The sequence below is a fragment of the Cryobacterium sp. PAMC25264 genome (assembly GCF_019443325.1).
In the GTDB taxonomy this organism is placed as follows: Bacteria; Actinomycetota; Actinomycetes; order Actinomycetales; family Microbacteriaceae; genus Cryobacterium.
Genome location: NZ_CP080383.1, coordinates 396,531 through 421,047 on the forward strand (window position 1 = coordinate 396,531; position 24,517 = coordinate 421,047).

At 67.5% G+C, this 24,517-nt stretch carries 22 protein-coding genes and 1 tRNA gene; 16 read left to right on the forward strand and 7 right to left on the reverse strand.

Annotation, left to right across the window (positions count from 1 at the left end):
* Positions 1 to 13: 13 nt before the first annotated feature.
* Positions 14 to 1,158, reverse strand: a protein-coding gene (locus KY500_RS01810; RefSeq protein WP_219901418.1) for an IS3 family transposase whose coding sequence is annotated in 2 segments (ribosomal slippage) — positions 14 to 879 and positions 879 to 1,158 — 1,146 coding nt in all. Because the reading frame shifts where the segments join, the coding sequence is not laid out codon by codon here.
* A 434-nt stretch (positions 1,159 to 1,592) separates the two neighbouring features.
* Between KY500_RS01810 and KY500_RS01815 the strand changes: the two genes are divergently transcribed.
* Entirely contained in the window at positions 1,593 to 2,222 is a 630-nt protein-coding gene (locus KY500_RS01815; protein WP_219902105.1) for a recombinase family protein, read from the forward strand.
* Between the two features lie 32 nt (positions 2,223 to 2,254).
* Here KY500_RS01815 and KY500_RS01820 read toward each other — a convergent pair.
* The 3 genes from KY500_RS01820 to KY500_RS01830 form a co-directional block, all read right to left on the reverse strand.
* Positions 2,255 to 2,326, reverse strand: a tRNA-Arg gene (locus KY500_RS01820).
* A gap of 91 nt (positions 2,327 to 2,417) precedes the next feature.
* Positions 2,418 to 3,959, reverse strand: a complete 1,542-nt coding sequence (locus KY500_RS01825) for an HNH endonuclease signature motif containing protein (protein ID WP_219902106.1) — start codon at positions 3,957 to 3,959, stop codon at positions 2,418 to 2,420.
* A gap of 109 nt (positions 3,960 to 4,068) precedes the next feature.
* Positions 4,069 to 4,716, reverse strand: a complete 648-nt coding sequence (locus tag KY500_RS01830; RefSeq protein ID WP_219902107.1) for an iron ABC transporter ATP-binding protein — start codon at positions 4,714 to 4,716, stop codon at positions 4,069 to 4,071.
* Between the two features lie 43 nt (positions 4,717 to 4,759).
* On the opposite strand from KY500_RS01830, the gene argS reads away from it, so the two are divergent.
* The 10 genes from argS (at position 4,760) to KY500_RS01880 (ending at position 17,569) form a co-directional block, all read left to right on the forward strand.
* Positions 4,760 to 6,436 carry an arginine--tRNA ligase gene (gene argS, locus KY500_RS01835; protein WP_219902108.1) on the forward strand — a complete coding sequence of 559 codons (1,677 nt, stop codon included), beginning with the start codon at positions 4,760 to 4,762 and terminating at the stop codon, positions 6,434 to 6,436.
* A gap of 12 nt (positions 6,437 to 6,448) precedes the next feature.
* Complete coding sequence (locus KY500_RS01840) at positions 6,449 to 7,240, forward strand: DUF2993 domain-containing protein (RefSeq protein WP_219902109.1); 792 nt, start codon at positions 6,449 to 6,451, stop codon at positions 7,238 to 7,240.
* A gap of 145 nt (positions 7,241 to 7,385) precedes the next feature.
* Positions 7,386 to 8,885 (forward strand): diaminopimelate decarboxylase, encoded by a 1,500-nt coding sequence (lysA, locus tag KY500_RS01845; protein ID WP_219902110.1) that lies wholly within the window; start codon positions 7,386 to 7,388, stop codon positions 8,883 to 8,885.
* A complete protein-coding gene (locus tag KY500_RS01850; RefSeq protein WP_219902111.1) occupies positions 8,882 to 10,219 on the forward strand; it encodes a homoserine dehydrogenase in 1,338 nt (445 codons plus the stop codon). Before lysA ends, KY500_RS01850 begins: the two co-directional genes overlap by 4 nt.
* Positions 10,219 to 11,340 (forward strand): threonine synthase, encoded by a 1,122-nt coding sequence (gene thrC, locus KY500_RS01855; protein WP_236900833.1) that lies wholly within the window; start codon positions 10,219 to 10,221, stop codon positions 11,338 to 11,340. Before KY500_RS01850 ends, thrC begins: the two co-directional genes overlap by 1 nt.
* Positions 11,337 to 12,290: a homoserine kinase gene (thrB, locus tag KY500_RS01860; RefSeq protein WP_219902112.1), complete on the forward strand. Its 954-nt coding sequence runs from the start codon at positions 11,337 to 11,339 to the stop codon at positions 12,288 to 12,290. The genes thrC and thrB overlap by 4 nt, the downstream gene beginning before the upstream one ends.
* Positions 12,291 to 12,592: 302 nt before the next feature.
* Positions 12,593 to 15,220 carry a transcription termination factor Rho gene (rho, locus tag KY500_RS01865; RefSeq protein WP_219902113.1) on the forward strand — a complete coding sequence of 876 codons (2,628 nt, stop codon included), beginning with the start codon at positions 12,593 to 12,595 and terminating at the stop codon, positions 15,218 to 15,220.
* A complete protein-coding gene (gene prfA, locus KY500_RS01870; protein WP_066593635.1) occupies positions 15,220 to 16,299 on the forward strand; it encodes a peptide chain release factor 1 in 1,080 nt (359 codons plus the stop codon). Before rho ends, prfA begins: the two co-directional genes overlap by 1 nt.
* A gap of 146 nt (positions 16,300 to 16,445) precedes the next feature.
* Entirely contained in the window at positions 16,446 to 16,928 is a 483-nt protein-coding gene (locus KY500_RS01875) for a GNAT family N-acetyltransferase (RefSeq protein ID WP_219902114.1), read from the forward strand.
* Between the two features lie 71 nt (positions 16,929 to 16,999).
* On the forward strand, positions 17,000 to 17,569 hold the full coding sequence (locus KY500_RS01880; RefSeq protein WP_255579709.1) for a LysE family translocator: 570 nt from the start codon (positions 17,000 to 17,002) through the stop codon (positions 17,567 to 17,569).
* Between the two features lie 3 nt (positions 17,570 to 17,572).
* Here the strand turns inward: KY500_RS01880 and KY500_RS01885 are convergent, their stop codons facing one another.
* The 3 genes from KY500_RS01885 to cysK all read right to left on the reverse strand — a co-directional run bounded on the left by KY500_RS01885 (position 17,573) and on the right by cysK (position 20,284).
* Positions 17,573 to 18,598 carry an isopenicillin N synthase family oxygenase gene (locus tag KY500_RS01885; RefSeq protein WP_219902115.1) on the reverse strand — a complete coding sequence of 342 codons (1,026 nt, stop codon included), beginning with the start codon at positions 18,596 to 18,598 and terminating at the stop codon, positions 17,573 to 17,575.
* Between the two features lie 127 nt (positions 18,599 to 18,725).
* A complete protein-coding gene (gene epsC / locus KY500_RS01890) occupies positions 18,726 to 19,304 on the reverse strand; it encodes a serine O-acetyltransferase EpsC (RefSeq protein ID WP_219902116.1) in 579 nt (192 codons plus the stop codon).
* A gap of 41 nt (positions 19,305 to 19,345) precedes the next feature.
* Positions 19,346 to 20,284 (reverse strand): cysteine synthase A, encoded by a 939-nt coding sequence (cysK, locus tag KY500_RS01895; RefSeq protein WP_066593652.1) that lies wholly within the window; start codon positions 20,282 to 20,284, stop codon positions 19,346 to 19,348.
* Positions 20,285 to 20,431: 147 nt separating this feature from the next.
* Here cysK and prmC point away from each other — a divergent pair, with 147 nt between their 5' ends.
* The 5 genes from prmC to KY500_RS01920 all read left to right on the forward strand — a co-directional run bounded on the left by prmC (position 20,432) and on the right by KY500_RS01920 (position 24,395).
* Entirely contained in the window at positions 20,432 to 21,334 is a 903-nt protein-coding gene (gene prmC / locus KY500_RS01900) for a peptide chain release factor N(5)-glutamine methyltransferase (RefSeq protein ID WP_219902117.1), read from the forward strand.
* Entirely contained in the window at positions 21,331 to 21,846 is a 516-nt protein-coding gene (locus KY500_RS01905) for a GNAT family N-acetyltransferase (protein ID WP_219902118.1), read from the forward strand. The genes prmC and KY500_RS01905 overlap by 4 nt, the downstream gene beginning before the upstream one ends.
* Positions 21,847 to 22,003: 157 nt before the next feature.
* Positions 22,004 to 22,702 carry an L-threonylcarbamoyladenylate synthase gene (locus tag KY500_RS01910; protein ID WP_219902119.1) on the forward strand — a complete coding sequence of 233 codons (699 nt, stop codon included), beginning with the start codon at positions 22,004 to 22,006 and terminating at the stop codon, positions 22,700 to 22,702.
* Positions 22,702 to 23,931, forward strand: a complete 1,230-nt coding sequence (locus tag KY500_RS01915; protein ID WP_219902120.1) for an MraY family glycosyltransferase — start codon at positions 22,702 to 22,704, stop codon at positions 23,929 to 23,931. The genes KY500_RS01910 and KY500_RS01915 overlap by 1 nt, the downstream gene beginning before the upstream one ends.
* Complete coding sequence (locus KY500_RS01920; RefSeq protein WP_066593666.1) at positions 23,928 to 24,395, forward strand: hypothetical protein; 468 nt, start codon at positions 23,928 to 23,930, stop codon at positions 24,393 to 24,395. Before KY500_RS01915 ends, KY500_RS01920 begins: the two co-directional genes overlap by 4 nt.
* The last annotated feature ends 122 nt before the right edge of the window (positions 24,396 to 24,517 follow it).

Genomic DNA, 24,517 nt, shown 5'->3' on the forward strand with positions numbered 1-24,517 from the left:
TGGGTTAGTGGTTTCACGCGGCTTTGAGGGCCACGTTTATTGTCTCAAACTCGATGGGGGTGAGCTTGCCAAGGCGGCGTTGCCGGCGCTTGCGGTGGTAGGTCCGCTCGATCCAGACAACGATCGCGAGGCGTAGTTCATCCCTCGTCGCCCATCGCTGCCGATCGAGGACGTTCTTCTGTAGCAGCGCGAAGAATGACTCCATCGCGGCGTTGTCACCGCATGCGCCGACGCGGCCCATCGAGCCGGTGATGCCGTTGTTCTTCAGCACCCGCACGAAGGCGTTCGAGCGGAATTGAGAGCCACGATCGGAGTGCAGGATCGTGCCTGCGATGGTGCGCTGGCCGATCGCATTGCGGGCAGCGGCGACGGCCAGAGAGGCTTTCATTCTGGAGTCGATGGAGTAGCCGACGATCTTGTTCGAGTAGACGTCCTTGATCGCGCAGAGGTAGAGCTTGCCCTCGTCCGTGCGGTGCTCGGTGATGTCGGTCAGCCAAAGCTGGTTCGGGCGTGTCGCGGTGAATTTCCGCTCGACGAGATCGTCGTGCACGGGCGGGCCCGCCTTGCGCGTGAGGCCACGTTTCTTCGCAAACACGCTCCAGAGCCGCTGCTGGGAGCAGATCCGCCAGACCCGGTTCTCGCCCGCGGTGAGGCCGGCTTGGTGGAGTTCGTCGGCGATGAAGCGGTAGCCGAACGCGGGGTCATCGTGGTGGGCGTCCCAGGCAGCGTTGGTGAGGTGGGCGTCGTCCCAATCGCGCTGCGAGACGGGGTTGCGCTTCCATTGGTAGAACGCTTGTTTAGAGAAGCGCAAGACCCGGCAGGTCACCGTGACGGGAACACCGTCGACGGCCAGTTCGAGGACCAGCGGGTACATCATTTTGGGTTGACGTCCCGGGACAGGTAGGCCACAGCGCGGCGCATGACCTCGGCTTCCTGCTCGAGCAGTCGAATGCGTTTCTTCGCTTCTCGCAGCTCGGCGGATTCCTTCTCGGTCACGCCCGGCTTGACGCCTTCTTCGACGTCGGCTTTCTTCAGCCAGTTCGCCAGGCAGGATTCGGAGATTCCGAAGTCCTTCGCGATCTGTTTCAGCGGTGCTTCGTTCTTCCGGGCGACCGCAACGACGTCACGGCGGAACTCGGGTGGGTAGGGCTTGGGCATGTTGACATCTTTCCAGCGAAGACGAATCTCCACAGGTTAGGAGTCAACTAAACCGGGGGCAGTCCCGATCGCCTGAATGGTTGCTGGCTTTCGATGGTCATTCAAGCCTGGCTTTCCGCCTCAATTTCGGGTGGCGAGGCTCGCATTCATTCTGAACCACGTACCCCGAATGCGTCAATATGCCAATTTCTGTGAGCTGTCTCGAGCCGGACGAGCTGTTCAGAGGTGTGCAAATTCGTGCAGACCAGCACGAAGAGCGACAAGTGCACCGTGATCTGGCGCCGTGCAGACGAGCGGGAAGATCCGTGCAATCGAGTACGAGAAACGACAATATCGGTGATTAATGGGTTCCGGAGAGTCACATAACTACGTCGCGTAACCCCGTGACCAAATTGCGGTGCGCATCGTTAGTTATGAGACAGCGAAGGAGCATCGTGAAGAAGCTGATCGGTTACGCGCGAATATCGACTAGAAACGGTGCCACGGACGGACAGCGGGCCGAGCTCTTGGCGGCCGGCGTTCGGCGCGATGACCTCTATGTCGATGAAGGGAATTCCGGAGCTCGAGCACCTCGTCCTCAGCTTGATGTCGCCGTCACCGCGCTTGAGCCCGGTGACACATTCGTGATCGTGTCTTTGGACCGGCTGGGTAAATCGACGCAGAACGTGCTCGCGTTCGCCGAGGGCCTGAGCGGCCGCGGGGTTGAGCTTCGGGTCCTCAATTTCTGCGGCGGCGATGTCGACACGGCGACACCGCCGGGACCCATGCTGTTCACGACCATGGCTGCTCTGGGGCAGATGGAGCACGAAATCAAGCGTGAACGCGTGCTCGACTCGATCGATAGGCGCCGAAAGGCCGGCAAGAACCTTGGTGGCCGGCCACGAAGAATCACGAACCGACAGATCCGCAACGCCAATCGACTCATGGAAGCCGGAGAACCGACGGCACAGGTCGTGCGCGACTTCGGTATGTCCCGCGCCACGTTCTACCGCCGCGCCCGTGCCCTGGGATTGATGCCAGATCAATCCGGCGACGAGACACCGGAAAGCGGCGACGCCGCCTAACGTGCACTTCGTAGCGTGACGTGGGAAAAGTGTGCCCCCAGGCAGATTCGAACTGCCGCCCCTGCCTCCGGAGGGCAGTGCTCTATCCCCTGAGCTATGGGGGCCCAGGAACCTCTAGGTTAGCATCCCTGGGCTGCGGTGTTGGCCCCTCACGTGGGCAGGGAAGTCGAGGCGCACCGGGCGCGTGACGGCGGCCTAGAAGGGTGGGGTCTCGTCGGTCTTGGGCGGAGGCTCGGAGGCCGGTGAGGTTAGGGGTGGTGAAGTCGGTGTGGATGCCGGTCCTGCAGCGTCCGGCGTCCCCTTCGTGGGTGGCTGCCCGGGTGTGGGCGGCTGGAGGGCGGCGCGGACGAGGTCCTGGGCGCGGGGGTTTGTGTAGGTTTTGCCGCCGGGGGTGGTCCAGGTGAGGGTGCCGTCGGGCGCTTGGCGGGTTGTGAAGCTGCTTTGGTGTTTGAGCCTGTGGTCGGGCCGGCACAGGCTGACGAGGTTGCCGGCGCTGGTGGGGCCGCCGGCGCTCCAGGCTTGGGTGTGGTCGATCTCGCTGTGGATCGCTTGGCGGTTACAGCCCGGGGCCTGACAGGTGTTGTCGCGGATCTGCACGTACCGGCGGAGGTCCGCCGGCGGGTTGTGCGAGTCCCGGTCGACGGAGAGGGTGCAGCCGGTGTGCGGGTGGGTGAGGATGCGGGTGAAACTTGTCGCCGTACCCGTGAGGCGCCGGGCGGTTTCCAGGTCGATCGGCCCGTAGCCGTCGAGGATGGCGGGTTGTTGGCTCTGGCCGAGGAGGGTGAGCACTGGGACGGTGATGTGCACGGTGCCGCGGATGCCGCGGCCGAGTGTGCCGTCGGCTCCGATGCCGTCCAGGAGTAGATCGCGGTAGGCGTCCGCTCGGCGTTGGTCGCGAGTGCGGCACACGATCGGTACCGCCTCCGTGTCAGTGTCAGTGTTCGTTGGTGGGTGCGGCTCCGGTGTCGCGGTGTCGTCGTCGTTGACGGCCTTGGCAATCTGGGTGAGGCGCTCATAGATCGCCTGGGCCTCGTCGGCCTTGAGATAGGCGTTCAGCCACGACATACCGTTGGCATCGGGGCGGAGCACCACCCGGCGCTCACGGATGCCCGCGTTGACGCGGTCTTGGAGCGGCACGGGGTGCAGGGCTTCGAGGAGTTCCCGGGCGACCTTGGCGAACTTGCCGGGGGTGAGTTTCTCGGCAGCCGTCAACGTCATCTCTTCCAGTCGCGGCAACACATGGTCGGGCAGGTCAAGGGGGAGTGATGCCGTGACCTCCATCAACTTCATAACGTGGCCCCACCCGATCCGGCCGTCGGCTAGAGCCTGGTGGAACAAAGGGAGCTGCTCTGTGAGGCGGGCGGCGTCGCAGATCATCATGCCTGCGGTCTGGAAGTTCATCCGCAGCGCGCAGCCGACCTCGGCTGCCAAGGCCCGACGGGCGAGTTCTTCGTCGGCCCACGCCGGACCGTGTTTCCCGGTGTCTGGGTCGTTGCGGCCGGACTCGATTGGGTCACCGGCGAGGCCGGCGATGATCCACCGGTCGTGGCCGAGCTGGTCCAGCTCGGCCAGCAACCGGGTGCGTTCGGCATACGCGGCGGCGATGACCTTCGCGTTGGCGATCAGCGGGTCGATGACCACGCTGATGGCTTCGGCGACCGGATCGACGTAGTCATTGGAGGACCCGTCGGGGGAGTCTTCCGGGGTGCTGTCTGGTGTGGCATTCGAGGTGGCCATAGGGACAGTGAATCACCAGCCACCGACACCGTGCATCCCAGTAAATCAGCGGTGGAGAACCCGAAAAGACAGCCGCCTGTGGAGGAGGGGCGCCCCTCCACGCGACCAGCTACAGGTTGCCGAGAACCGAGACGACGATGCGCTCGGCGTCGCCGGGCTCCGCCATGCCGGGGGAGGCGACGGCTACCCAGTAGCCCTTGGTGAAAACCTGGGCGGTGCTGGCGGACTTACTGAAGTAGCCCTCCACCTCAGGGGCGGTGCCGTAGGTGGGAACGATGTCGCCGTCGGCGAGAGCCGCATCCTTGAGGGTGTTCGTCAGAGTCTCATTCGGCATGGCCAGCGAGACCTCGATAACCTCACCGCTGGACTGGTTGATCCACCCGCAGGACACACCGCTATACGTGGTGGCGGTCACGGCGGTGTCGCTCGTCGGCGCGTAGTTGGGGTCCACGCTGTAGTTGGGGTTGATCGCGTACACGTCATCGGCGGTGAGGATACCGTCGCAGGTCTTGTCGACGGCGGCACCTTCGGCGGCGGGCGACGGCGTGGCCGACTCGGTGGGCTCAGCGGTGGCGGTGGCCGTCGCCGTGGGCTTGCCGGTGGCGGAGCTGCTGGCCGACGGCGTCGCCGTTGATCCTGAGCCACCGGCCGGCGCGCATCCCGCCAGGGCGAACAGTGCGAGGGTAGCGCCGGAGAGGGCGAGTCCAGCGCGCAGTCGGCGGCCGGTGGCGAGGGAAGACGTGCGGGAGTGGGTCACGCGTTGACCTTACCAAGTGGGACGCCGGGTAAGCTTGTTCGCCGTGACCCCTGCCGAACTTTCTCAGTCCCTGCTCAACCTCGTCAACGACCTGGTTGAGCGTCGACGCGGGGAAGGCCTCGAGGTCGCAGATCTGTCTTTGAGCCTCGCCGACGTGTCGCTGGAGCGCCCGCGCAACCGCGACCACGGCGACTGGGCGTCGAGCGTGTCCATGAAGATCGCCAAGCCGCTGGGCACAAACCCGCGCGCCGTGGCGGCCGAGCTCGCCGCCGGCCTTGAAGCCATGCCCGAGGTCGCGTCCGTAGAGGTCGCCGGCCCCGGCTTCATCAACATCCGCCTCGAAGCATCCGCTGCCGGCGCCCTCGCGCGGACCATCGTCAACGCCGGCGAGGCCTACGGCACCGGCCACATGTACGACGGCATCAAGATCAACCTCGAGTTCGTCTCGGCCAACCCCACCGGACCCATCCACATGGGAGGCGTGCGCTGGGCAGCCGTGGGCGACAGCCTCGCCCGCGTGCTCAAGGCCGAAGGCGCGGATGTGACGCGCGAGTACTACTTCAACGACCACGGCTCCCAGATCGACCGGTTCGCCCGCAGCGTGCTCGCGGCCTACCTGGGTGAGCCCACCCCGGAGGACGGCTACGGCGGAGCGTACATCGGCGACATCGCCGCCAAGGTCGTGGAGATCTACGAGGGCGACATCGCGAGCCTGCCCCGCGAGGAACAGCAGGAAATCTTCCGCGCCATCGGCGTCGACCTCATGTTCACGGAGATCAAGGAGAAGCTGCACGGCTTCGGAGTCGACTTCGATGTGTTCTTCCACGAAGACTCCCTGCACGAGTCCGGCGCCGTCGACAAGGCCATCGCGCGCCTGCGCGAGCTTGGCCACATCTTCGAAGCGGATGGCGCCATCTGGCTGCGCACCACCACCTTCGGTGACGACCGCGACCGCGTCATCATCCGCTCGAACGGCGAACCGGCCTACATCTCGGGCGACCTGGGCTACTACCTCGACAAGCGTGAGCGCGGCTTCGACCAGAACCTGATCATGCTCGGCGCCGACCACCACGGCTACATCGGCCGCATGATGGCCATGGTCGAGGCGTTCGGCGACGTGCCCGGCGTCAACCTGCAGATCCTGATCGGCCAGATGGTCAACCTGCTCAAGGGTGGCGAGCCCGTGCGCATGTCCAAGCGTGCCGGCACCATCGTCACCCTCGACGACCTCGTCGACGCCGTGGGCGTGGACGCCGGCCGGTACTCGCTGGTGCGATCCTCGAGCGACTCGCAGCTGGACATCGACCTGGACCTGCTCGGCAAGCGCACCAACGAGAATCCGGTGTTCTACGTGCAGTACGCGCACGCCCGCACCTGCTCCGTGGGCCGCAACGCCGTGGATTCCGGCGTAGACCGTAGCGCGTTCGCCCCCGAACTGCTCACCCACGACAGCGAATCGGCGCTGCTGGGCGTGCTGCAGGAATACCCGCGCGTGGTGGCCCAGGCCGCCGAGCTGCGCGAGCCCCACCGCATCGCCCGCTACATCGAAGAGGTCGCCGGCTACTACCACCGCTGGTACGACAACTGCCGCGTCATCCCGCTGGGCGACGAGCCCGTCACCGACCTGCACCGCACCCGCCTGTGGCTGAACGACGCCACCGGCCAGGTCATCCGCAACGGCCTCGGCCTGCTCGGCGTCTCGGCGCCCGAGCGCATGTAAGCAGTCGCGCGCTTGACTGCCACGACGCCGAAACGACGACGCCCGGCCCGCCGCCTGCTGGTGGTGGTCGTGGCGATACTCGCCCTCGTCGGAATCTTCTTCGCCGTCGATGCCGGGCTCCGTGGCTACGCCGAGAATCGCATCGCGAGCGAGATCGACGCCAAGCTGCCCGAGGGTGTCTCGGGTGACGTGAACGTGGCCCTCGGTGGAACCTCGGTTATCTTCCAGTACCTCAGCGGCAGCTTCGAAAGGGTGCAGCTGACCGCTCCGGAGCTGGCGGTGAACGGCGTGCCGGCATCCGTGTCGATTGACGCCACCGATGTGCCCACCGACACGAGCCAGCCCATCGGCCACGTCGACGGAGCCATCGAGCTCGACCAGGACGCCCTCAACTCCCTGCTGCAGACCGCGCTGACCGAGGCGGATGCCGCCCCCGAGGCGCGCGACGCCCAGCTCGAACTCGGCACCGACCAGGTCACCTACACGGGCGAGCTCAGCATCTTCGGCGTGCCGATCGGCTACCAGGCCACGGCCGGGCCGAGCGTCACCCCCGACGCCCTGGTGCTCACTCCCACCGGCGCCGAGGTCACTGCGGGCTCAGGCGGCCTGGACGTGAGTCGGCTGGTGGACCTGGTGCTCGGCGGCGACCCGATCAGCGTGTGCGTGGCCGGCTACCTGCCGCAGGGGGTCACCCTCAGCGACGTGGAGACAACTCCTGAGCGAGTAACCATTACGCTGGAGTCGAGCACATTGACGCTCACCGAACAGTCGCTCACCACCCTGGGCAGCTGTTCCCCCGCTTGATTCGGCGTGCGCAACTCGCAGTCGCTAGAATTCCGGTAGATTCCCGCGCCCCTTTCGGCGCGTCTCTTCGCTGGCTTCAGGGACCAATCCGGGTTCGCTCGCCACTTCGTGAGACACCCACTTGACTCCTGTGAGGTTTTCACCCGTGGCCCATAACCCACTCGCCCCCGAGTGGCTCAGCTCCCCAGCTGATGCCAACACGCTCGCCGACGGCCTCTGGCCCTCTTCCGTCCAGCGCTCCGATGCCGGCGCGATCATGATCGGCGGCGTCAGCGCCCCCGACCTCGCGGCCCGATTCGGGACCCCGCTCTACGTGATCGACGAAACGGATGCCCGCACTCGCGCGATCGAGCTCCGCACCGCGTTCGACACCGAGTTTGCTCGCATCGGCACCACCGTCAAGGTGTACTACGCCGCCAAGGCTTTTCTCTCCACCGAGGTCGCCCGGTGGATGGTGGACGCCGGCCTGAACATCGATGTCTGCAGCGGCGGCGAACTCGTCGTTGCTCTGGCCGCGGGCGTCGACCCCGCCCGCATCGGGTTCCACGGCAACAACAAGTCCCGCGCCGAGATCGCCCAGGCCACCCGCTTGGGCGTGGGCACGATCATCATCGACAGTCCCATCGAGATCGAGCGGCTCGCCGAGGCCGCCGATCGAGCCGGCATCGTGCAGAACGTGCGACTGCGGGTCAACAGCGGCGTGCACGCGCACACCCACGAGTTCCTGGCCACCTCGCACGAGGACCAGAAGTTCGGCGTGGTCTTCGAGGATGCCCCGGCGCTCGTCGCCGCGATCCGCGCCCAGCCGAGCCTCAACTTCCTCGGGCTGCACTGCCACATCGGCTCGCAGATCTTCGGCGTCGACGGTTTCGCCGAGTCGGCCTCCCGGCTGCTCAGCTTGCAGGCCGACCTGCTGGCCGGCGGCCCGGTGCCCGAACTCAACCTCGGCGGCGGCTTCGGCATCGCATACACCAGCGTCGACGACCCCAGCCCGGTGGCTGAGCTGGCCGCGGCCCTGGCCGACATCGTTGCCGCCGAGTGCGCCCGCCGTAGCATCCCGGTGCCCGTTATCGCCATCGAGCCCGGCCGGGTCATCATCGGACCGGCCGGCGTCACCCTCTACGAGGTGGGCACCACCAAGCCAGTGCGCATCGGCGAGAACACCCGGCTCTACGTGAGCGTCGACGGCGGCATGAGCGACAACGCCCGCCCCGCCCTCTACGGCGCCGAGTACTCGGTGCGCATCGCCGACCGGGTCTCGGATGCCGCGTCCGCGCTCGTGCGCGTGGCGGGCAAGCACTGCGAGAGCGGCGACATCGTCGTGGACGCCGACTACCTGCCGGGGGACGTGGCACCGGGCGATCTGCTCATGGTGCCGGCGACGGGCGCGTACTGCTGGTCGTTGGCCAGTAACTACAACTATGTGGGTCGGCCTGCTGTTGTGGCCGTGGTGGACGGGGAAGCCAGGGTCATTGTTCGGGGGGAGACTATTGACGATCTGCTGGCGCGGGACGCGGGAGTCTCGGGATCGGCTCAGGGGGTCACTTCGACAGGCTCAGTACAGCGCTCGACAAACTCGACCGGCGAGCCTGGCTCGACCAGCGAGCCTGGGGCGACCAACGACATGAAGGAAAGCACCCGATGATCGAATACCGCAATCTGCGAGTCGCCCTGCTCGGAGGTGGATCCGTCGGCGCCCAGGTGGCCCGGCTGCTGCTCGAGCACAGCGACGAGCTCGCCAACCGGGTGGGCGCGGGCCTCGAGCTCGTCGGCATCCTGGTGCGCGACCTCGACGCCCCGCGGTCGGCCGACCTGCCCCGGGAACTGTTCACCACCGACGCCGACTCGCTGATCCTCGGAGCCGACATCGTGATCGAGCTGATGGGCGGCATCGAGCCGGCCCGCAGCTACATCCTCACGGCCATCAACTCCGGCGCCGACGTCGTCACCGCCAACAAGGCCCTGCTGGCCGAACACGGCGCCGAACTCTTCGAAGCCGCCGACCAGGTGGGCGCCCAACTCAACTACGAGGCCGCCGTCGCCGGTGCGATCCCCATCGTGCGGCCCTTGCGCGACAGCCTCGCGGGCGACACGGTCAACCGCATCCTCGGCATCGTCAACGGCACCACCAACTTCATCCTCGACCGGATGCACGTGGCCGGAGACACCCTCGAAGAGGCCCTCGCCACCGCCACGGAGCTCGGCTACGCCGAAGCCGACCCCACCGCAGACATCGGCGGGTACGACGCCGCACAGAAGGCCGCGCTGCTGGCCAGCCTCGCGTTCCACACCAACGTGCCGCTGGAGAAGGTCTACCGCGAGGGCATCACGGGAGTCACCCCGCAGCAGATCGAATCGGCCACCAAGGCCGGCTACGTGGTCAAGCTGCTCGCCATCTGCGAACGCCTGATCGACCCGGAGACCGGCGAAGAGGGCGTCTCCGCCCGCGTCTACCCGGCCATGGTGCACCACAGCCACCCGCTCGCTTCCGTGCACGGCGCCAACAACGCCGTCTTCGTCGAGGCCGAGGCCGCCGGCCCGCTGATGTTCTACGGCGCCGGCGCCGGGGGGGTGCAGACCGCATCCGCCGTGCTCGGCGACCTCGTTTCGGTAGCCCGCCGCCACGTCGTGGGCGGCCCGGGATTCGCCGCCTCCAACCACGCGGACCTGCCGGTGCTCGACATCGGCAAGGTCACCACCCGATACGCGGTCACCCTCGAGGTCACCGACGAACCCGGTGTGCTCGCCACGATCGCCGGCGTGTTCAGCAAAAACGAGGTTTCGCTGGCGCTTGTCGAACAGTCGATGACGCCCGCAGAGCCCGTCAGCGGCAGTCACGCCGCCGTGTCGGGCACAGCTACCCTAGTCATTGGAACGCACGAGGCCACGGAGGCTGCGCTTGCCGCGACCGTGATCGACCTTGCCGCCAACAGTGTCGTCACCAATGTCGCATCCGTATTAAGAGTTGAAGGAGTCTGATGTCCAGCGAACGAGAGACCGGTCAGCACCAGATGGTGAAAACCCAGTCCCGTCAGTGGCGGGGTGTGCTGCGCGAGTACGCCGACCGGCTGAACATCAGTGACGCCACCCCCATCGTCACGCTCGGTGAGGGCGGCACTCCGCTGATCCCCGCCGCCGCGCTCTCTGCGCGCACCGGCGCCAAGGTGTGGGTGAAGTACGAGGGGATGAACCCCACCGGGTCATTCAAGGACCGCGGCATGACCATGGCCATGTCCAAGGCCGTTGAAGACGGCGCCAAGGCCGTCATCTGCGCCTCGACCGGCAACACCTCGGCCTCCGCCGCGGCGTACGCCACCCACGCGGGCATCAAGGCCGTCGTGCTGGTGCCGGAGGGCAAGATCGCCATGGGCAAGCTCAGCCAGGCCATCGCGCACAACGCCCAGCTGCTGCAGGTGCAGGGCAACTTCGACGACTGCCTCGACATTGCCCGCGACCTGGCCAAGAACTACCCGGTTCACTTGGTCAACTCGGTCAACCCCGACCGTATCGAGGGCCAGAAGACCGCGGCCTTCGAGGTCGTCGAGGTGCTCGAAGACGCCCCCGACATCCACATCGTGCCGGTCGGCAACGCGGGTAACTACACCGCCTACTTCCGCGGCTACAGCGAAGAACTCGCTCGCGGCGCCACCACCAAACTGCCCCGGATGTTCGGGTTCCAGGCCGCAGGCAGCGCCCCGATCGTGCTCGGTCACCGCGTTGAGCACCCCGAGACCATCGCCAGCGCCATCCGCATCGGTAACCCGGCCTCGTGGGACCTTGCCCTGAACGCCCGCGAGGTGAGTGACGGCTACTTCGGCGCCATCAGCGACGAGAAGATCCTCGAGGCCTATCGCATCCTCTCCGCCGAGGTGGGCATCTTCGTCGAGCCGGCCTCCGCGATCAGCGTCGCGGGACTCCTCGAACGAGCCGACGCCGGCCAGATCCCGGCCGGCTCCACCGTGGTGCTCACCGTCACCGGCCACGGCCTGAAGGACCCGCAGTGGGCACTTCGCACGGCCGACGGCAGCGATGTGAAGCCCACGATCGTGCCCGTCGACACCGCCGCGATCGCCGAACTCCTGGGCCTGGGCCAGAAATGACCACCGCGCTCCCCGTAGCGGGACGCAACGCGCTGGCCGGCCGTTCGGTCGTCGTCAAGGTTCCGGCCACCACCGCGAACCTCGGCCCGGGGTTCGACACTCTGGGGCTGGCCCTCGCCCACTACGACCACCTGCAGGTGGAAGTGCTGGACGAGCCCGGCGTCTTCGTCGAGGTGCACGGCATCGGCGCGGGCGAGGTGCCCACCGACGAGAACAACCTCGTGGTGCGTGCCATCGCGCACACCTTCGCCGCCTACGATATTCCGCTGCCGGGACTCAAGCTCATCGCCGAGAACGTGATTCCGCACGGCCGCGGCATGGGGTCATCCGGTGCCGCGATCGTCTCGGGCATCATGGCCGCTAAGGGCCTGCTCGAGGGGATCGTCGACATCGACTCCGATGCGCTGCTCGTGCTGGCCACCGAGATGGAGGGGCACCCCGATAACGTGGCGCCCGCACTGTTCGGTGGACTCACCATCGCCTGGATGACCCCGGAGGGCCCGAAGCACAAGAAGCTCATGGTGCACCGCGGCGTCTCCCCGCTGGTCTTCGTGCCCGTGCACGCCATGTCCACGGCGCTGGCCCGCAGCCTGCAACCCGAGTCGGTACCGCACGAAGACGCCGTCTTCAACCTGTCCCGCTCCGCCCTGCTGATCGCGGCTCTCATCCAGAGCCCCGAGCTGTTGCTTGCGGCCACCGAGGACAAGCTGCACCAGAGCTACCGTGCCGCCGCAATGCCCGAGACCAACCGGCTGATCACGCTGCTGAGGGAGCACGGCTTCGCCGCCGTGGTGTCGGGCGCCGGTCCGTCGATCCTGGTGCTGGCCAGCGACCCCGGCCAGCGTCTGGTGGCCGCGGAGCTCGTGGCCGAGAAGAGCGAGACGCCGTGGCAGACGCTCATGCTGGCCGTCGATTTCAAGGGTGCAACGGTCGTCCGCACCGACGTCTGACCCTGCCCGAGTAAAGAGCCCCTTCCCGTCGCCGGGACGGGGCTCTTCTCATGTTTCGGTGCGGTGCTCCGCCGAACCGGGCGTCCGAACCTGCTAGAGTGGTTGCGCACCCGATAGAAACCGCCTCCGCGGATCTGTTCTCTGGTGTATTCCCTGTAACTCACTGCTATTGCGTATTTGTGCGTGGCTGTGTGTGTTCACTCCAATCCGCCACTGCGTGGGACTGGATCACCCGCAGCCCACCTGCGCTGCAACATCTTCTCTGGCCGGCCAAGAGGCGCCAGGGGAAAGGACAATACTTCGTGACCAACGTCAATCTCCACACCGATGGTGTGGATATCTCACGCCTTGCCACCCTTCGCGTCGCCGAGCTTCAGGCTCTGGCGGGCGAACTGGGTATCCAGGGCGCATCAAAACTTCGTAAAGGAGAGCTCGTGGATGCAATCACCGCGACCCAGTCCCAGACGACCGAGCCCGCCGCGGCTGACGCAATCGTGATCGACGCCCCCGTCGAGGTCGAAACCGCGGCTCCCGTCGAGAGCGCGCCCGCCGCCGAGGCGCCCAAGAAGCGCGTCTCGCGCCGCGTCACCACCGCCACTGCGGCCCCCGCCGTCGCCCACGTCAACGCCGACGGCGACCTGGGTCTCGGCCTGATCCTCCCCGAGGCCGCCAAGACCCGCAAGACCACGGCCCCCACCACCTACGCCGGTGCCACCGAGGGTGACATCGTCGCCGATGCCCCCGTCGTGGAGAAGCCGGTTCGCCAGGCCCGCAAGCGCGCCAGCACCGCCACCATCACCGAGGCCGCGATCTCCGAGGCCGTCGCCAAGGCGAACGCCACCGAGGCCGCCGCACCCGCCGCTGCCGCAGCTGAGGCGCCCGTTGCCACCCAGCCGGCCGCCACGGAGCAGGCCACCGAGCAGACCGGCAACGGCCGCAACCGTCGCGGCAACGGCCGCAACGAAGCGCGTACCGAGGGCCGCGGCGACAACCGCAACGAGGGCCGCAACAACTCTCGCAACGGCGGAAACAACCGCAACAACAACAACGCTTCCACGGCGCGCAACGCCTTCGACGCCCGCGCGTTGATCGAAGCCCAGAACGCCGAAGACGGGTACGAGGCTCCCGCCGAGGAGACCACGACCGCAGCGGCCGAGGCCGACACCGTCGACGCCGAGAGCACCGAATCCCGCATTCAGCGCCCCGAGGGCGTTGTGCGTGCCGAGCGCAACGAGCGCGGCGGACGCCAGCGCAACCAGCGCGGTGCCCGCACCGAGCGATCCGAGCCGGCCGAGCAGGCCGACGCCCAGCAGAGCGACACCCAGCAGGCAGAGACCGAGCCCGCCGTGACCGAGTCCGCCGACAACACGCAGGCCGCCGAGACCACCGAGGCGTCCGACTTCGTCGAGCAGCCCCGCCAGGGCCGCAACCGCAACCGCAGCCGCGGCGGCGACCGCAACCAGGGTGACCGCAACCAGGGCGACCGTTCGGCGCAGTCCACGGATGACCGTGGCAACGACGAGCAGGGCGACCGTCAGGCCAACCAGCGCCAGCAGGGTAACCGCGGCCAGGGCCAGCAGGACCGCCAGAACGACCGCCAGCAGAGCGACCGCGCCCAGCAGGAGCGTCAGGGTCAGGACCGCAACCAGGGCCTGGACCGCAACTCCGGCCCCGAGGACGAGCTGAACGGCCGCAACAACCGCAGCCGCTTCCGTGACCGCAAGCGTCGCGGCGCGACCACGAACGACGACTTCGAGCCCGAGCTGACCGACGATGACGTGCTCATCCCGGTCGCCGGCATCCTGGACGTGCTCGACAACTACGCCTTCGTGCGTACTTCGGGCTACCTGCCCGGCGCGAGCGACGTCTACGTGTCGCTCGGCCAGGTCAAGAAGTACAACCTGCGCAAGGGCGACGCCGTCGTCGGCTCGATCCGTCAGCCGCACGAGGGCGATCAGAGCGGCCGCCAGAAGTACAACGCGATCGTCAAGGTCGATTCGATCAACGGCCTGACCGTGGAGGAAGCCGCGACCCGCGTCGAGTTCCAGAAGCTCACCCCGCTCTACCCGCAGGAGCGTCTGCGCCTCGAGACCGAGCCGGGCAAGCTGACCCAGCGCATCATCGACCTCGTCGCCCCGATCGGTAAGGGCCAGCGCGGCCTGATCGTCGCGCCGCCCAAGGCCGGCAAGACCATCGTCATGCAGCAGATCGCCAACGCCATCGCCACGAACAACCCCGAGGTCCACCTCATGGTCGTCCTGGTCGACGAGCGTCCAGAAGAGGTCACCGACATGCAGCGCACGGTGAAGGGTGAGGTCATCGCCTCCACCTTCGACCGTCCCGCCGAGGACCACACCACGGTCGCCGAGCTCGCCATCGAGCGCGCCAAGCGCCTCGTCGAGCTGGGCCACGACGTGGTCGTGCTGCTCGACTCGATCACCCGCCTCGGCCGCGCCTACAACCTGACGGCCCCGCCGTCGGGACGTATCCTCTCCGGTGGCGTCGACGCATCCGCGCTGTACCCGCCCAAGCGGTTCTTCGGTGCCGCCCGCAACATCGAGAACGGTGGCTCGCTCACCATCCTCGCCTCCGCTCTGGTGGAGACCGGGTCCAAGATGGACGAGGTCATCTTCGAAGAGTTCAAGGGCACCGGCAACATGGAGCTGCGCCTGTCGCGCCACCTGGCCGACAAGCGCATCTTCCCGGCCGTCGACGTCAACGCATCCGGCACCCGCCGCGAAGAAATGCTGATGAGCGCCGACGAGGTCAAGATCACCTGGAAGCTGCGCCGCGCGCTGGCCGGACTCGAGCAGCAGCAGGCGCTCGAGGTCATCCTGGGCCGGCTGAAGGAGACCTCGTCCAACGTCGAGTTCCTCATGCAGGTTCAGAAGTCGATGCCGACCCCGAACGGGTCAGACAAGGATCACTGATGTTCGAGTCTGTCCTGACTCTGCAGGCTGAGCACGACGAGCTGCAGTCCCAGTTGGCGGACCCGGAGTTGCACGCGAACCCCGCCCGTTCCAAGAAGGTCAACCGTCGTTACGCCGAGCTCAGCCGCATCATCGCCGCGTGGAACGAGTGGAAAGAGATTGGCGACAATCTCGAAGCCGCTCGTGAACTCGCTGACGAGGATGAGTCCTTCGCCGACGAGATCCCCGGGCTCGTGGACCAGCTGGAGGACGCAGCCGAAAAGCTGCGCCGCCTGCTGATCCCGCGTGACCCGCTGGATGCCCGCGACGTGATCATGGAGATCAAGATGGGGGAGGGCGGTGCGGAGTCCGCTCTGTTCGCCGCCGACCTCCTGCGCATGTACCTGCACTATGCGGAGTCCAAGCGCTGGAAGACCGAGATCATCGAGCAGACCACAAGCGACCTCGGCGGCATCAAGGACATCCAGTTGGCCATCAAGGGCAACTCGGCCGACCCCGCAGAGGGCGTCTGGGCGCACCTCAAGTACGAGGGTGGTGTGCACCGCGTTCAGCGGGTGCCGGCCACCGAGTCGCAGGGACGCATCCACACCTCGGCGGCGGGCGTTCTCGTCTTCCCCGAAGTCGATGAACCCGAAGAGGTCGAGCTGCACCCCAACGACCTCAAGATCGACGTCTACCGCTCCAGTGGCCCCGGCGGCCAGTCGGTCAACACCACCGACTCCGCCGTGCGCATCACCCACCTTCCCACCGGCATCGTGGTGGCGATGCAGAACGAGAAGAGCCAGCTGCAGAACAAGGAAGCGGGTATGCGGGTGCTCCGCGCCCGCGTCCTCGCCCGGCAGCAGGAAGAGATCGACGAGGCCGCCTCCCTGGTGCGCAAGGGCCAGATCCGCACCATGGACCGGTCAGAGCGCATCCGCACGTACAACTTCCCGGAGAACCGGATCGCGGACCACCGCACCGGCTACAAGGCGTACAACTTGGACACCGTGATGAACGGTGCCCTGGATGCTGTCATCGACTCGTGCATCACCGCCGACGAGGCCACCCGCCTCGCCGAGATCGGCGACCACGACTAGCTCCTGGTTCTGAAAGGGCGTCCCGGCTTCGGCCGGGGCGCCTTTTCCCATTCCGCGGGGTCTCGACAGGCTCGACCGGCGTGTGGTGCGGCTCCGGGGCCGACTCGCGACCGGCGAGGGGTGGTGGCCCAACTAGGATTCTGGATATGCCCGGGCTCACCTTTGTCATCACCGCCCCGGGCTCGCCCGCTGCCGCCGCCCTGCTGCGGGAGTACTACGACGACATCGTCGGCCGATACTGGGGCCGGGCCGCACTGCCCGCCGAGGTCGACTCCGCGATGGCGGACGAGCCGAGCGACGACCTGCAGGGCGACAGCGGCGTGCTCGTGGTCGGGATTCTGGACGGCGAACCCGTGGCCTGCGGCGGGGTGCGTTTCGTCGGTGGAGGCGTCGGTGAGCTGACCCGCGTCTACGTGGCGGCTGCTGCCCGGGGGACCGGCGCCGGCTCCGGGCTGCTCGCCCACCTCGACGGCCTCGCCGTGGCGGCCGGGCTCAGCACGCTCCGGCTGACGGTGCGCAGTGATCTCATCGAGGCCCGCCGCCTCTATGCCCGATCCGGCTTCGCCGAGGTCGACCCGTTCAACACCGAACCCTATGCCGAGCACTGGCTCGCGAAGGAGCTGCACTAAATGGTCACGTTACCCGCCGTCCTCGGCATGGCCCTCGTGGCCCTCGGTATGGTCCTCACCCCGGGCCCAACATGATCTACCTGGTCTCCCGGAGCATCGGGCAGGGCTGGCGCGCGGGAATGGTCTCGCTGGGCGGCACCCTGGTCGGATTCCTCGTCTATATGACCATGGCCAACGTGGGCCTCGCCGCGGTGTTCCTGCTGGTGCCGTGGCTCTACACGGCGGTCAAGATCGCCGGTGCGGCGTACCTGCTCTACCTGGCCTGGAAGACCCTCAAGCCCGGCGGGCTGTCGCTGTTTGAAGCCAGGAGCCTGCCGGCCGATTCCCGCTCGAAGCTGTTCCGGATGGGCCTGGTCACCAACCTGCTCAACCCCAAGGCGGCCATCATGTACCTGGCCCTGATCCCCCAGTTCGTGACGCCGTCCGCCGGAAACGTGATGCTGCAGGGCTTCATCCTCGGCGGGGTGCAGATCACCGTGAGCATGCTGGTGAACACCCTGATCGTGCTGGCTGCCGGTGCCATCGCGGTGTTCCTGCGCAGCCGGCCCACCTGGCTGGTCGTGCAGCGCTGGATCACCGGCACCCTGCTGGGCGCGGTGGGCGTCAAACTCGCGATCGACGCACCCGCCCCCGCGGCCTGACCTTTACTTGACCAGGTCGGGGTGGTGGATCGCCGCGACGTCGGGGTGCGCGCGCAGGCGGCTCTTGAGCACGTTCTCGCCATAGGTGGTGAAGATCGGGTTCTCCGGGTCCACCGTGATGCCCGGGGCGTGCAGTTCCTCCGGCAGGGTGAGCACCGGGATGGTGGCGTCCAGCGCGGGGCTGTAGAAGAACGGGATCGAGATGCGGTCGGTGCCGATCAGCGGGGAGATCACCCGGTGCACGGTTGCCTTGAGGTAACCATCCGTGGCCACCTCGAGCAGCTCGCCGATGTTCACCACGAACGCGCCGTCGAGCGGGGGAGCGTCGATCCACTGGCCGTCCTTCTCCACCTGCAGGCCGCCCTTGCCGGGCTCCACGAAGAGCAGCGTGAGCACGCCGGAGTCCTTGTGCGCACCGACGCCCTGCTTGGGAGTCGGGTCGGACTTGCCGGGGTAGCGCACGATCTTGATCAGGGTCGAGGGCTTCTCGGCGAAGGCCGCGTCGAAGACATCCTGTGGGGCGCCGAGGGAGAGTGCCCACGCCTGCATCAGCCGGAGGGCGACGTCATTGAGCTCGTCGCGCCACTGGGTCATGACCTCTTCGAGGGCGGGCAGGTTCTCCGGCCACTGATTGGGCCCCTCGAGGCGCAGGTAGTCGGCGTCATCCGCCGTGAGGTCGAGCGCCGGGCGCTCCGCGCCGATGTCGATCTGCTCGCGCCAGTCCACCTTGCCTTGGGTGAGCTCGCCGCCTACCCGGGTGTAGCCGCGGAAGTGCGGGCTCTTGAGGTTTTCGATGGCCATCTTGTCGTCTTCGGGCAGGTTGAAGAACGCCCGCGAGGTGGTCATGACACGTTCGATCAGCTCGGCGGGGACGCCGTGGCCGGTGAGGTAGAAGAATCCGTACTCGTGGGTCACTTCGCGCAGCTCGGCACGGAACGCCGCGGCTTCCTCGGGGCCTGCGTCGAGCCTGGAGAGGTCCAGGATCGGCAGGGAGAGGGCGGCGGTGGGGGCGTCGGCTGAAGTTGTCATGACAACTATTCTGCCAACAACCGACACCAACGGGCCGGGTGTTACAGCGGATTGCCGGGCTCGAAGATCCTGCGCGCCAGCATCCGTTGAACGCCGCCGTATCGCAGAAAACGCGGACGAGGTGGGTTCAGGCGTCGGATTTGAGCAGGCAGCGCGCGGCCTTGATCTCCTCGGCCGTGCCCGGCTGCACGCGCGCGGGGATACCCAGCAGGATCGAACGCGCCGGCGCATCCTTGGTGACCACGGCGTTGGCCCCGACGGTGCACCATTCGCCCAGGGTGATGGGGCCGAGAATCTTGGCGCCGGCGCCCACGGTGACACCGTCGTGCAGCAGCGGATGGCGCCGGGCCCCGGCTACGACCCCGTGCCGGCTCTTCCCGCCCAGGGTGACCCCGTGGTAGAGCATCACGTCGTCACCGACCACGGCGGTCTCGCCGATCACCACGCCCATGCCGTGGTCGATGAACAGCCGACGGCCGATGCTCGCACCGGGGTGGATCTCCACCCCGGTGAGGAAGCGGGCGAACTGCGAGAGCAGCCGGGCGGGCAGCCGGTAGCCGCCGAGCCATAGCCGGTGGGTGATCCGGTAGGCCCAGACGGCGTGCACGCCGCTGTAGCCCAGGACAACCTCGGCCTTACTGTGTGCGGCGGGGTCGTGCCGCTGTGCCATCGCAATGTCTTCGCGAACGCGGGCGAACACTCCCATGCCGGGCACCAGTCTTCTCGTCGGTCGAAGGGAACGGATGTCTAGTCGACCAGGTCTTCGTAAAGGACAGTACTGATGTATCGTTCCCCGAATCCGGGGACGATGACGACGATGGTCTTGCCGGCGTTCTCGGGCAGCTTGGCCTGCTCGAGGGCGGCCCAGACGGCGGCGCCGCCGGAGATGCCGGCGAGGATGCCCTCCTGGGTGCCGAGGGCGCGCGCGGTGGCCACCGAGTCGGCGAGGGTCACATCGGTGACCTCGTCGTACACGTGGGTGTCCAGCACGCTCGGCACGAAGTTGGCGCCGATGCCCTGGATCTTGTGCGGGCCGGGTGCGCCGCCGTTGAGGATGGGGGAGTCCTTGGGTTCGACGCCGATGACGCGCACCGAGGGCTTGCGCTCCTTGAGTAACTGGCCGGCTCCGGTGATAGTGCCGCCGGTTCCGATGCCGGCGACAAGCAGGTCGACGGCTCCGTCGGTGTCGTCCCAGATCTCCACGCCCGTGGTGGCCTTGTGGATGGCCGGGTTGGCAGGGTTGTCGAACTGACGCGCCCAGATCGCACCGGGTGTCTCGGCCACGATCTCCTGGGCCTTCTCGACGGCGCCGCGCATGCCGGCGGCCCCCGGGGTGAGTACGAGTTCTGCGCCGTATGCGCGCAGCAGGATTTTGCGCTCCTTGCTCATGGTTTCCGGCATGGCCAGGATCACCTTGTAGCCGCGGGCCGCGCCCACGAGGGCCAGCGCGATGCCGGTGTTACCGCTGGTGCCCTCGACGATGGTTCCGCCGGGCAGGAGCTCTCCCGAGGCCTCTGCGGCGTCGACGATGGCGATGCCGATGCGGTCCTTGACGCTGCTGGACGGGTTGTAGAACTCGAGCTTGGCCAGCACCGTGGCGGTGGAGTCGCCGGTCAGCCGGTTGAGCTTGACCAGCGGGGTGCCGCCCACCGTCTTGGTGATGTCTGAGTAGATCCGTGCGGACATCGATAGACCTTTCCTGTGGGCTCACCTGGAGCCCGACTTGTACGGACGTGCCGCGGGGAGTTAGCGCCGCCACCGGGGAGTTCTGCAGCATCCCTCGTTCAGCCTAGAGCCCGACGATACCCACAGAGTTGCGTAAGATTCCACTTTGTGACAGCTCCCAGCAACGCGCCAGCCCAGCCCTCCCCGAATCCCACGACGGTCACCCGTCTGCGCGAGCTGGCGACCGCCACGCTCGGCCAGTCCGGAATTGCTGACCCGGAGGTCGACGCCGATCTGCTGATCGGCTTCGTACTCGGCCAGAGCCGGGGCCAGGTGCAGGCCTCCGCCATCCTCGGCACTGCCCTCGGCGACGCGGACGCGACGAGCATCCTGGCCCTCGTCGAGCGTCGCGCCCGCCGCGAACCCCTGCAACACATCACCGGACGGGCGCCGTTCCGGGTGCTCGAACTCAACGTGGGCCCGGGCGTGTTCGTTCCCCGCCCCGAGACCGAAGGGGTCGCCCAACTCGCCATCGACGCCCTGCGCTCGATGGCCGATCCCGAGCCGATCGGCGTGGACCTGGGCACCGGCAGCGGCGCCATCGCCCTGGCTCTGGCCACCGAGGTGCCGCACGCCCGGGTGTTCGCCTGCGAGAACTCCACCGACGCGTTCCCCTGGACAAGCCGTAACTTCGCCGAGGTTGCTGCCCCCAACGCTCGTCTGGTGTTCGCCGACCTCGCCGAGGCCTTTCCCGAACTCGACGGCACGGTGTCGGTCGTCGTGTCGAACCCGCCGTACATCCCCGCCGACGCGATTCCGCGGGACCCCGAGGTGCGCCTGTTCGACCCGGCCCACGCCCTCTACGGCGGCCCGGACGGCCTGGATGTGGTGCGGCTGGTCTCGCAGACCGGCCTGCGGCTGCTGCGCGCCGGCGGCGTGCTCATCATCGAGCACGGCGAGCTGCAGGGCGCCGAGATTCGGGCGCTGCTGGACGCCGACGGCTGGCGGGCCACAGCCACCCACCGTGACCTCACCACCCGTGACCGCACGACGACGGCGTTACGGCCGTGACCGCATCCGGGCCGCCTGGCGTCGGAGCTGCCGCCACCGCGGGCCTGCGACAGCTGACTCCGGAAGAGCTGGCGGCCTGGCTCGCCACCAGCACGGCCGACTACGCCGACGACCTCGAGGCGGCGGGACTGAGCCGGGCCGCGGCCGAGAGGAAAGCGGGAGAGTCGACCGCGCGCGAGTTCCCGCACGGCGTGCCCGCACCGGGCCAGCACGTCTACGCGGTCACGGTTTCCGGTGAGCACGTCGGCGTGCTCTGGCTGGCCGCCGGAGCGGCCGACGACCCCGCCAACTGGTGGATCCTCGACATCCTGATCTTCGACGCGTTCAGGGGCCGCGGCCACGGCCGCCGGGCGATGCTGCTCGCCGAGACCGAAGCCGCCCGGCTGGGCGCCGCCAAACTCACCCTCAACGTCTTCGCCCGCAACACGGCAGCCAGGGCCCTCTACGCATCCCTGGCCTACGAGCCCACCAAGATCTACCTGGAAAAGACCCTCCCCTCCCGCGAACTGTGAGTTAAGCCCCGGAAATCCGGGATTTGTGGGGCTTAGCTCACGGTTCGCGGATGGGCGGTTAAGGAGGGGAGCGCTGCACGTGGGGTGAGGCCGGTGAAACGGGCCGCACCGCCAGCCGCCGGGCCCTCTCAGGCGGGCTGCACTAGAATCGTGCCCGATGACACGTATCTATGATTGCTCGGTCGACGCAGAACTCGCGACCGGCATGCGACTGGCACGCTCGGCGATCGGCCGCGGCGCGCTCGTTGTCATCCCCACCGACACCGTCTACGGCATCGCCGCGGACGCCTTCAACCCCGAGGCCGTGCAACGGCTGCTGGATGCCAAGGGCCGCGACCGCCAGTCGCCGCCGCCGGTGCTCATCCCGGGCATCCCCACCCTCGACGCCCTCGCCACGGATGTGCCCGAGCCCGTGCGCGCGCTCGTGGCGGAGTTCTGGCCCGGCGGCCTCACCGTTGTGCTGAACGCCCAGCCCTCGCTGGTCTGGGACCTCGGCGAAACCCAGGGGACCGTGGCGCTGCGGATGCCGCGCAACCGGGTGGCCCTCGACCTCCTGGCCGAGACCGGCCCGCTGGCCGTCTCGAGCGCCAACATCAGCGGCCTTCCGGCGGCCATCGACGTGATCGGCGCCGAGGACATGCTCGGCGAGAGCGTCGCCGTCTACCTCGACGGGGGAGTGGCCGGACTCGACTACGACGCCATCGGCGACCGGCCCGGCGACACCTCGTCCACCATCATCGACGCCACCGGCTTCGCCGACAACGGCGGCAAGCTCGCGATCGTGCGGAACGGCGTGATCTCCCGAGCCGCCATCGAAGCCGTGATCGGCGACGCGCTCGCCCCGGTGGCCGAGTAATGACTCTCTTCATCCTCCTGGCGCTGGTGTCGGCCGTCGTCACGTTCCTCATGTCGATCGTGGTGCTCAAGCTCACCCACAAGTACCGGCTGTACCCCAAGATCCGCGAACGCGATGTGCACACCCGGCCCACACCCCGGCTCGGCGGCATCGCGATGTTCCTGGGCATCCTGGTGGCCTTCGGGGTGTCCTACCTGGTGGCGTCGCAGTTCGCGCCGTTGCGGCTGATCTTCGCCGACCCGCACCAGATCATGGCCATCCTCGGCGCCGCACTGCTGATCGTGCTGCTCGGCGTGGCCGACGACATCTGGGACCTCGACTGGATGACCAAGCTGCTCGGCCAGTTCATCGCCGCCGGGCTGGTGGCCTGGCAGGGCGTGCAGGTGTTCTCCTTGCCCATCGGCGGCCTCACCGTCGGCTCGTCCTGGATGTCGATCGTGATCACCGTGATGGCGATCGTGATCGTGATGAACATGATCAACTTCATCGACGGACTCGACGGCCTTGTGGCCGGTGTGGCGCTCATCGCCAACGGTGTCTTCTTCATCTACAGCTATCTGTTGGTGCGCGATACCTCTCCCACCAACTACTTCAACCTCGCTTCCCTCATCGCGGCCCTCCTGATCGGCGCCTGCGTGGGGTTCCTGCCCCTGAACTGGCACCCCGCCAAGATGTTCATGGGAGACGCCGGAGCCCTGCTCGTGGGCCTGCTGATGGCCACCTCGGCGATCGCGATCACCGGCCAGGTCGACCCCACCTCGATGAACCGCGCGCAGCTGTTCCCGGCGTTCATTCCGCTGATCCTGCCGGTGGCGATCCTCATCATCCCGCTTCTCGACTTCGGCCTAGCCGTGTTCCGGCGGGTGCGGGCCGGTAAATCCCCGTTCAGCGCCGACCGCAAACACCTGCACCACCGACTGCTCGACATGGGCCACTCACACCTGCACGCCGTGCTGATCTTCTACGGCTGGACCGCCGCGGCATCCGTGGGGTGCCTGCTCTACTACGTGCTGCCGGTGTTCTTCGGATTGCCCACCTGGTGGGCCACCGTCTTCCTGGTGAGCGCCCTGGTGATCTGTACCGTGGTGACCCTCGCGCCGCTCAGCCGTCGCAAGGCCATCGAAGCGGCCAGCCAGCTCGCGCCGGTGACCGATGCGATCGGCATCCCGACCATTGCCCGGCTTGACCCCCTCGACGAGGCGTCTGACAACGCCAAGGAGCACGTATGAGCACCACACCCAGCACCCAGCCCACCTCGATCCCGGTCTTCCGCCAGGTGCTCGTCTACGGCGGTGTGCTGGCCCTCGCGATCGCCGTGATCGGCATGGTCGTCGGCGGGCTCACCGTGGGCGGTGTGGGCGTGCTGAGCGCCCTGATCGGCACCCTGATGGCCGTCGTGTTCATGGGGATCACCGCGGCCAGCATTCTGTTGGCGAATCGTTACGCGGGCCGGGAGTCCGCCATCGGTGCCTTCTTCGGCATCGTGATGGGCGGCTGGCTACTCAAGTTCGTGGTCTTCCTGGTGCTGTTGATCCTGCTCAAAGACCAGCCGTGGATCAACCCGCTGGTGCTGTTCCTGAGCATCATCGCCGGTGTCCTCGGTTCCCTCGTCGTCGACGCGATCGTGCTCTTCAAGAGTCGGATGCCCTACGCCAGCGACGTCGTGCTGCCGCCCGCGCCGCACGATGACTGAGGCTGACCTAACTCGCGACTCGCCGCACGGGCCAATCAGGCACTGATCCGGGCTCACCCGATTCGTAAGCTGGGCTCGTTTATTGCTAGGGTTATGAGCGATTCACCCCGGTCCGACGTTGC